Origin of the sequence: Pyxidicoccus fallax, assembly GCF_012933655.1 — a bacterium.
Lineage (GTDB): Bacteria > Myxococcota > Myxococcia > Myxococcales > Myxococcaceae > Myxococcus > Myxococcus fallax.
Window position 1 is genome coordinate 1 of record NZ_JABBJJ010000479.1, and the last position, 7797, is coordinate 7797.

2 protein-coding genes are annotated in these 7797 nt (G+C 72.0%); one reads left to right on the top strand and one right to left on the bottom strand.

The window, feature by feature from the left end; translation table 11 throughout:
• Window positions 1-35 precede the first annotated feature (35 nt).
• A complete protein-coding gene (locus HG543_RS49395; RefSeq protein WP_169351944.1) occupies window positions 36-4922 on the top strand; it encodes a pilus assembly protein in 4887 nt (1628 codons plus the stop codon).
• Window positions 4923-4925: 3 nt separating this feature from the next.
• Here the strand turns inward: HG543_RS49395 and HG543_RS49400 are convergent, their stop codons facing one another.
• A complete protein-coding gene (locus HG543_RS49400) occupies window positions 4926-7529 on the bottom strand; it encodes a M16 family metallopeptidase (RefSeq protein WP_169351945.1) in 2604 nt (867 codons plus the stop codon).
• Between the last annotated feature and the right edge of the window lie 268 nt (window positions 7530-7797).

Genomic DNA, 7797 nt, shown 5'->3' on the forward strand with positions numbered 1-7797 from the left:
CCCCCATTCCCGTTCTCCCCAGCAGGAGCTCCCCCATGCGCCTGTTCCCCACGTCCCTTCGTTCCGTCCTCCGCCGCCGCGCCGCCCTCGCGGGAAGCCTGGCCGGGGCCACCGTGCTCTTCACAGCGGGGCTCGCCATCTCCGGGGCCATGGACCCGCCCCCTCGCGCGGCCTGCTGCACCGGCCCCGTGGCCCTGGGCGACGCCATGCTCCGGTCCGCCTCGGGTGGTGACAAGGACTTCTTCGAGGCGCGCACGCCGCCGCCCTCCGCCATCTTCCTGCTCGGCAACAACGCCTCCATGCAGGACTTCCACACGTCGCTGCCGGAGCCCGACGCCATCCCCGACGTCACCGGCTGTGACGACCCGGCGCTGCGCTCGGGCATGTCCTGGTTCGACCCTCAGTCCTCGGACCCGCGCCTCAACGGCTCGCGCGTCTTCGACCCGGACGTCGCGCTGGGCGCGGGGCGCGGCTTCTTCGACCCGGACCACTACTACCTCTCCTTCGGCACGCGCCTGCCGCTGCAGCGGCTCAACAACGGCGACGGCGGGGGCGACTCGACGACGGACTACACCGTGCTGCGCGACTTCAGCGGCACGGACGGACGCGCGCGGCCCGAAGAGGCCTGCGCGCGCTACTGGTCCACGGGCTCGGCGAGGCATTCGGCCTGCACGGCCTGTCTGAACACCGTGGGCTGGTACCGAGGCGAGAAGGACGGCCGCGGGCGCCGACGCTGGGTGGTCAGTGGCCGTGTGCTGAACGTGAGGCCGCCCAAGTTCGTCACCGCGCGCAAGGTGCTGAAGGACGTCATCGCCACCGTGCCAGACCTGCGCATGGGCGTGGCCACCTTCGGCCACAGCGACGACCTCTTCGACCCCGCGTGGCTCCTGCGGCCCCTGCGCCCGTCGTGCGACAAGTCCTGGCCCCTCTTCTCCGAGAACGACCTGCGCCGCGCCGAATTGGTGACGGCCGTGAACAAGGTGGAGTTCGTCAACAGTGAGCGCTCCATCGGCGAGTCGCTCTACAGCCTCGGGGCGTACTTCTCCTCGCAGCGGCGCGACAACGTGTGGGGGCGCTGGTTCACCAATCCGCTGGGCGCCACGGCGGGCTACCCCGGTGGGCCGGATGGCACCCGCGACGACGCGGACGGGCGCGGCCTCACGTGGGCGCGCAAGGAGCACGACTTCACCCACCTGGCCGGCGACTACGCCGACCCGCTGCCGCTGGAGGGCGGTGGCGAGGACAGGTCCGTGTGCGTCGCCTGTCAGGCCAGCGCCGTCATCGTGCTGTCCGACGGCCGGCCGGACAACGACAACACCGTGCCCGTCCACAAGATGCTGCGCCTGCTGGTGGACGCGCGCGCGAAGCACCCGGACGGCACGCCACTGACCTTCAACCCCGGCGTGGATGGCAACCCGGGCGGGGTGAACTACTGCGACCGGTTCGGTGCCACCAAGGCCGAGTGCGACTACTTCGTCGACACCGACGGCGACGGCCTGGACGACGACAACAGCGGTCCCAAGGGCGGCGACACCCACAACCGCAACTACATGGACGACGTGGCCTTCTTCCTCGCCCACACGGACCTGCGCGACGACATGGACGGGGTGCAGTCCGTGCGCACGTACACCATCGGCTACGGCGACAACAGCCCCATGCTCCGCAGCATGGCCCACGCGGGCGGCGGCCGCTTCTACCGCGCGGACGAGCCGGGCCAGCTCCGGGACGCGCTGATGACCGCCATTGGCGACCTGCGCGAGACGGCCACGTCCTTCTCCTCCGCCAGCATCGCCAGCGTGCAGGCCGGCAGCGCGCAGACGTCCGCCTATGTCCCGCGCTTCATCCCTCGCAAGGGCCAGCCCTACGAGGGGCACCTGTACCGCTTCTACTTCTACGGCGAGTTCGCCCAGGGCTGCGACGCGGGCCGGGCGCGCACGCAGAACGGGGACCCGCTGGACCTCAACGGCGATGGCGACTGCGACGACTCCTTCTACCTGGACCGGCCCACGGGCTTCACGCCCGGACCCGGCCGGGTGCCGTCGCCCACGTCCTTCACCGCGGACAACATCGTGGAGGAGAACGTCTCCGGCGAATGGGTGAAGGCCGCCACCGCCCGCCGCAACGCCGAGGGCCGGCTGGAGGGCGGGGAGCTGGCGGTGCCCTTCTGGAATCTGGGCGAGACGCTCGGCCGCCGCAGCGCGTCCGCCCCGTGCGAGCAGCTCGGCAACCCCACCGCGCCGGTGCGCGACACGAGCGGCCGCTGCATCTTCACCCTGACGGACCGGGACGGGAATGGCCGCTACGACGCGGCCGACAACCCGCCGGTGCCCTTCGACGAGCAGCATGCGCAGGAGCTGCGCCCGCTGCTGCTGGCCGGCGGGGACGCGGTCTGCGCGGACGTCTTCGCCAAACAGGACCGGGTCTGGACGGGCGGCGCGGCGGAGGAAGCCGAGTGCGCCCGCACCCTCATCCGCTTCGTGCGCGGGCAGGACGTCTTCGACGCGGACGGTGACAAGGACCGCGACGAGGACCGGCCCTGCGCCGGGGACAGCACCCGCTCCTGCAAGCTGGGCGACATCTTCCACTCCTCGCCCATCCTCGTGGAGCCGCCCGCCGAGCCGTTCCTCTGCGACCTGGGCCTGTCCCCGCAGTGCCTGCGCACGCTGTACGCGGACTACGTGCAGGAGGGCACGCCCCCCACGTCGGAGCCGGTGTGCGGCGGCCCCGGCGCGTCCGCGAAGCCGTGCTACCGGTCCACGCCCATGCAACCGCCGCTGCGCGCCACGGCGGGGGACTACGGCGCCTATGGCGAGTACCTCACGGCGCAGGGCCGCAGGGACCGCGTCCTGCTGGTGGGCTCCAACGGCGGCATGCTGCACGCGGTGCACGCGGGCCGGGCCATCGGGTCGGGTCCGCGCGGCAGCGTGCTGGACGACCTCTATGATTTGGGCACCGGCCAGGAGCTGTGGGCCTTCATCCCGCCGGACCTGCTGCCGAAGCTGGGGCTGCTCGTCCGGGGCCACGAGTACTTCGTGGACGGCACGCCCATGGTGCGCGACGTCTGGGTGGACGGGCGCGGGGGCGGCGCGCGTGACGGCGTGAAGCAGGCGGGGGAGTTCCGCACCCTGGCCGTCATCACCGAGCGCGGCGGCGGCCAGCGCTACACCGCGCTGGACGTGACGGACCCGTACGGGATGCTGCGAAACGCGGCCGGGGAGGCCGGCCCCTTCCGCTGGATGTTCCCCCAGGCGTGCGACCCGGAGTCGGCCCGCATGGGCCAGGCGTGGATGAACTTCGCGCCCAAGCCGCCGCCCATCGGCCCGGTGCGGCTGCGCAGCGACCAGGAGTCGCGCGGCTGGGAGGAGCGCTGGGCCGTGTTCCTCAATGGAGGCTACAGCACCGACCTCACCCGAGGCCGTGGCCTGTACGTGCTGGACGTGTGGACGGGCCAGAAGCTGTGGAGCTTCACCGGCGAGCCGATGATGCCGGTGGCCGCGGCGCCCGCGCTGGTGGACGTGGGCAAGGCGCTCGACATCAAGGCGGACCAGGACGGCTTCTTCGACACCGTGGTGGTGGGCGACCTGGGCGGGCAGGTGTGGACCTTCCGCCTGTTCGAGCCCGGAGACCTCTCCGGCGGGACGGTGTCCAACTGGCACGGCGCGCGCACCTTCGAAATCGCGCGCGGCGAGCCCGCCCACCAGAAGACGCCCTTCTTCAACATCGCCGCCAACACGCTCCAGCCGGACACGGGCTGGCTGCGCACGTACCTGGGCACCGGCGACCGACAGCACCTGCGCGACACGGAGGGCGAGGCGTGCGGCCCGGACAACCTGCTGGCCTGCGTGCGGATGAGGTGCGACGTGGCCCTCACGCTGGCCGGCGAGGTGGGCGGCGTGTCGCGCACCCACGTGCTCGAGTACTCCAACGGCGCGCTCACCCGGAACGTGGACACGACGACGGGGCAGCCCGTGAATGTCTGCGCCCCCGGCAAGCTGGAGCTGACGCGGCTGTCCATCGACTGCAATGGCTCGGCGCTGGGCTCCGGCCACTACCGGTTCCCTCCCAACAACGGAGTCCCATCGGGCTCCCGCAGTGAGTGCACGCTGGTGGGCGGCCGGTGGAGCTGCGTGTCGGAGCGGCGCATCTCCGCGGGCAAGGGCCAGCTGCGACTGGGCGATGACGACCTCGCCCAGGTGCCGCGCAACACCTACGTGGGCTTCTACAACTACGGCGGCACGCGCGTCTTCTCGGACGCCGCGTCCGCGAGGGCCCTGGACGCGCGGCGCTGGACGGACACGGATGATGCGTGCCCCACCGGCAAGGGCTGCGGCCTGCGCGACGTCACCGTGCCGCCGGGCCTCCTGCACGCGCGCCGGCTGCCGGATGGGACGCTGCAGAGCTACCTCACGCCGGAGGCGCTGGCGTCCCTGCCGCGCGCGTCCACCACGGGCGCCGGCTGGTTCATGCGCTACGGCGGCATGGACGAGAAGACGGCCGCGGGCTCCAGCATCCTCGGCGGCATCGTCTTCTGGCCGTCCTTCGAGCCACCGGTGCCGGGGGTGCCCAGGGCCTGCCGCACGGCGGGCGCGGGCGACGTGGGCCGCTCGTGGCAGATGGACTTCATCACCGGCTGGCCGGACCAGGCGGAGAGCTTCAAGCTCTACGACGACGAGGGCCAGCTCGTGGGCTACATGCCCTTCAAGTCGCGCGAGGTGCTGTCGCCGCCGCCGGAGCCCACCAGCGTCATCACCCTCTCGCGCACGGGCGCCATCCGCTACACCACGCTGGACGCGGACGTGGGCCGCTCGCCGTCCCAGGACACGCTGCGGGAGAACGACACCCCGGCGTCCGACATCTCCTGGGTGGAGGTGCCGCGCAGCGTCCACGTGTGCCGCCACGTGGACGCCCGCGCCTGCAAGTAGCCGCTACGGCCCGACGATGGCGAGCGCGCCGCGGTCGAAGTCGATGACCCGGCGCGCCACCTCCTGGACTCCCTTCGACGTCACCGCCGCGATGTGGTCCGCGTAGTGGAGGAAGTTGTCCAGGCCCAGGCCGTAGCACGCGTCCATGGCCAGCAACCCCGCGCGCGAGCCGTTGCGCTGCAGGCCAATCTCGTGCGTGCCGATGAGGTGCTGCTTCGCGCGCGCCAGCTCCTCCTCGGGAATGGGCTCGTCGCGGATGCGCTCCAGCTCCTTGCGGATGCCGGCCAGCGCCGCGTCCACCTTCTCCGGGCTGGTGCCCATGTAGACGGCGAAGTAGCCCGGGTCCACGCCCTCAATCGCGAACGAGCTGACGCTGTAGGCCATGGAGCGCTTGTCGCGCAGCTCCACAAAGAGCCGCCCGCCCTGGCCGGACAGCACCGTGGAGAGCACCTCCAGCTCGTGCCGCCACGCATCGCCCACGCGCGCGCCCGGGAAGCCGAGCACGATGTGGGACTGGGCGCGGTTGAGCACCTTCTTGTCCTGGCGCGGCGCCTCGGGAGGCGGCTCCGCCTCCACGCGGGGCGGCGGCACGGCCTTGCCGCGCGGCTTGCCGAAGTACTCGCGCGCCAGGGCCATGACCTCGTCCACCTTCACGTCGCCCACCACGCAGAGCGTCAGCTGCGACGGGTCCATGTGCGCCACGTGCCACGCGCGCAGCATGTCCGGCGTCAGCGCCTCCACGGAGGCCTGCTCGCCCAGGGTGGGCATCCGGTACGGGTGCGTGCGGTACAGCGTCCGGCTGAACAGGTCGAAGGCCACGCTGGACGGCTTGTCCTCGCGGGTGAGGATGTCCTGGAGCATCAGCGTGCGCTCGCGGGCCACCTCCACCTCGGGGAAGGACGGCTCGAGGAGGCAGTCCGCGAAGAGGCGGAAGGCCGGCTCGAAGTGGCGCGACAGGAACTCACCGCGCAGGCTCACCGAGTTGCGCCCGCCCTGGCCACCCAGGCTGCCGGCGTACGCGTCGATGAGCTGCGAGATGTCCTCCGCGTCGTGCGACGGCGTGCCGCGCGTCAGGCAGCGCGTGAGCAGGGTGGTGATGCCGTTGTCGGCGGGCGTCTCGTAGCGCAGGCCGCCCGCGAAGACGGCGCGCACGGCGAACAGCGGCACCGCGGGCTCCACGCGCACCAGCACCGTGGCGCCCGAGGGCAGCTTCTCCTGGATGATGTCGCTGGGGCCCGCGCTCGCCGCCTTCGCGATGCGCATGGACGGCTCGCCCGCGGCCACCTTGCGCGGCTTGCGCTCCGGCGGAGCGGCGGCCGGCTCGCGGCCCACCCGGTCCAGCACCTCGTGCACCTGGGCCTCGGTGAAGTCCGCGCCGTGGGGCAACAGGCCCGTGACGACGGCGCGGTCGAAGCGCAGGTAGCGCTCGGCGGCCGCGCGCAGGTGCTCGGGCGTCAGGCCGCGCACCGCCTCGTAGTAGCGCGCCTCCGCCTCCAGGCTGCCCATGCCGGACTGGTAGAAGCCCATCTTCCGGGCCATGCCCTGCACCGTCTCGCGCTGGTACACGGCCTCCGCCTCCACCAGCGCCTTGGCCGTGGCCAGCTCGTCCTCCGTCACCGGCGTGGCGCGCAGCGTGGCGAACACGCGCGCCGTCTCCTCCAGCGCGCGGGCGGCGTTGCCCGGCTGCAGCGTCATCGTCGCGGAGAAGAGGCCCGGATCCCGGGGCGTGTAGGCGTAGGCGTGGACCTCGTTGACGAGGTTGTGCCGGCGCTTCACCTCGCGCGTCAGCCGGGACGCGTCGCCCTGGCCGGCAATCATCGCCAGCACGTCCAGCGCGGGCACGTCCGGGTGGTCCGCCTGGGGGATACCGAATGACAGATGTAGCCAGGCCTCCTTCACGTCGTCCGGACGCAGGAGGATGCGGCGGCCGGGGGCGGCGGGCTCGGAAGGCCGCTTCACCTCGCCCTCGTACGGGCGGCCCCAGTCCCCGCCGAAGATTTCCTCCACCCACTGGCGCAGCTCCGCCTCGCGCAGGTCGCCGGCCACCGACAGCACCAGATTCTTCGGCGTGTAGTGCCGGTGGTAGAACTCCAGCACCTTCTCCCGCGTGAAGCTGCGCACGCTCTGCTCCGTGCCGATGACGGGCAGCCGGTAGGGGTGCACCTGGTACGAGGTGGCGAAGAGGTCCCGCGAGGCCCGCCGGGACGGCGTGTCCTGGCTGCGCTTGATTTCCTCGCACACCACCTCGATTTCCCGGGCCAGCTCCTCCGCGTCGAAGGCGGAGCGCCGCACCGCGTCGCCGAGGATGTCCAGGCCCGTGCGGGCGAACTGGCTGGCGATGACGATGTGGTAGACGGTCTGGTCGAAGGAGGTCCAGGCGTTGATTTCGCCACCATGGGACTCCACGTCCCGGGCGATTTCACCGGGGCCCCGGCGCTCGGTGCCCTTGAAGAGCATGTGCTCGTGGAGGTGCGCCAGGCCCGCCTGGTCCGGCCGCTCGTCGGCGCTTCCGACCTTGACCCAGACCTGGAAGGCCGCGACCTTGGCGGCGTGCTGCTCCTCGAAGACGACGGTGAGCCCGTTGGGTAGCGCGTAGCGGATGGCCATATGGAACGTCCGAAGCTGACACCGCCCATGCGGGTCGGCAAGACAAGGTGAAATGTTTCCCCCACTGGCTAACGCCCGCTCATCCCCACGTCGAGGGGACCTGGGGGCCGCCCTGCCTGCCCCCTCTCAGCGTCCTCTGGTGATGCGCGCGTCCGGGCGGTAACCTGCGAACGCCCATGCCGTCACCTCCGGAAGAGGTGGATCCGCTCGCGGACCTGCGCGACAGCCTGGACCTGGAAGACACCGGCGCCAAGGCGGCCCCCCCAGC

Excerpts from the sequence above, each read along its gene's own strand:
- HG543_RS49395 (WP_169351944.1), top strand. The coding sequence starts at position 36 with ATGCGCCTGTTCCCCACGTCCCTTCGTTCCGTCCTCCGCCGCCGCGCC.
- HG543_RS49400 (WP_169351945.1), bottom strand. The coding sequence starts at position 7,529 with ATGGCCATCCGCTACGCGCTACCCAACGGGCTCACCGTCGTCTTCGAG.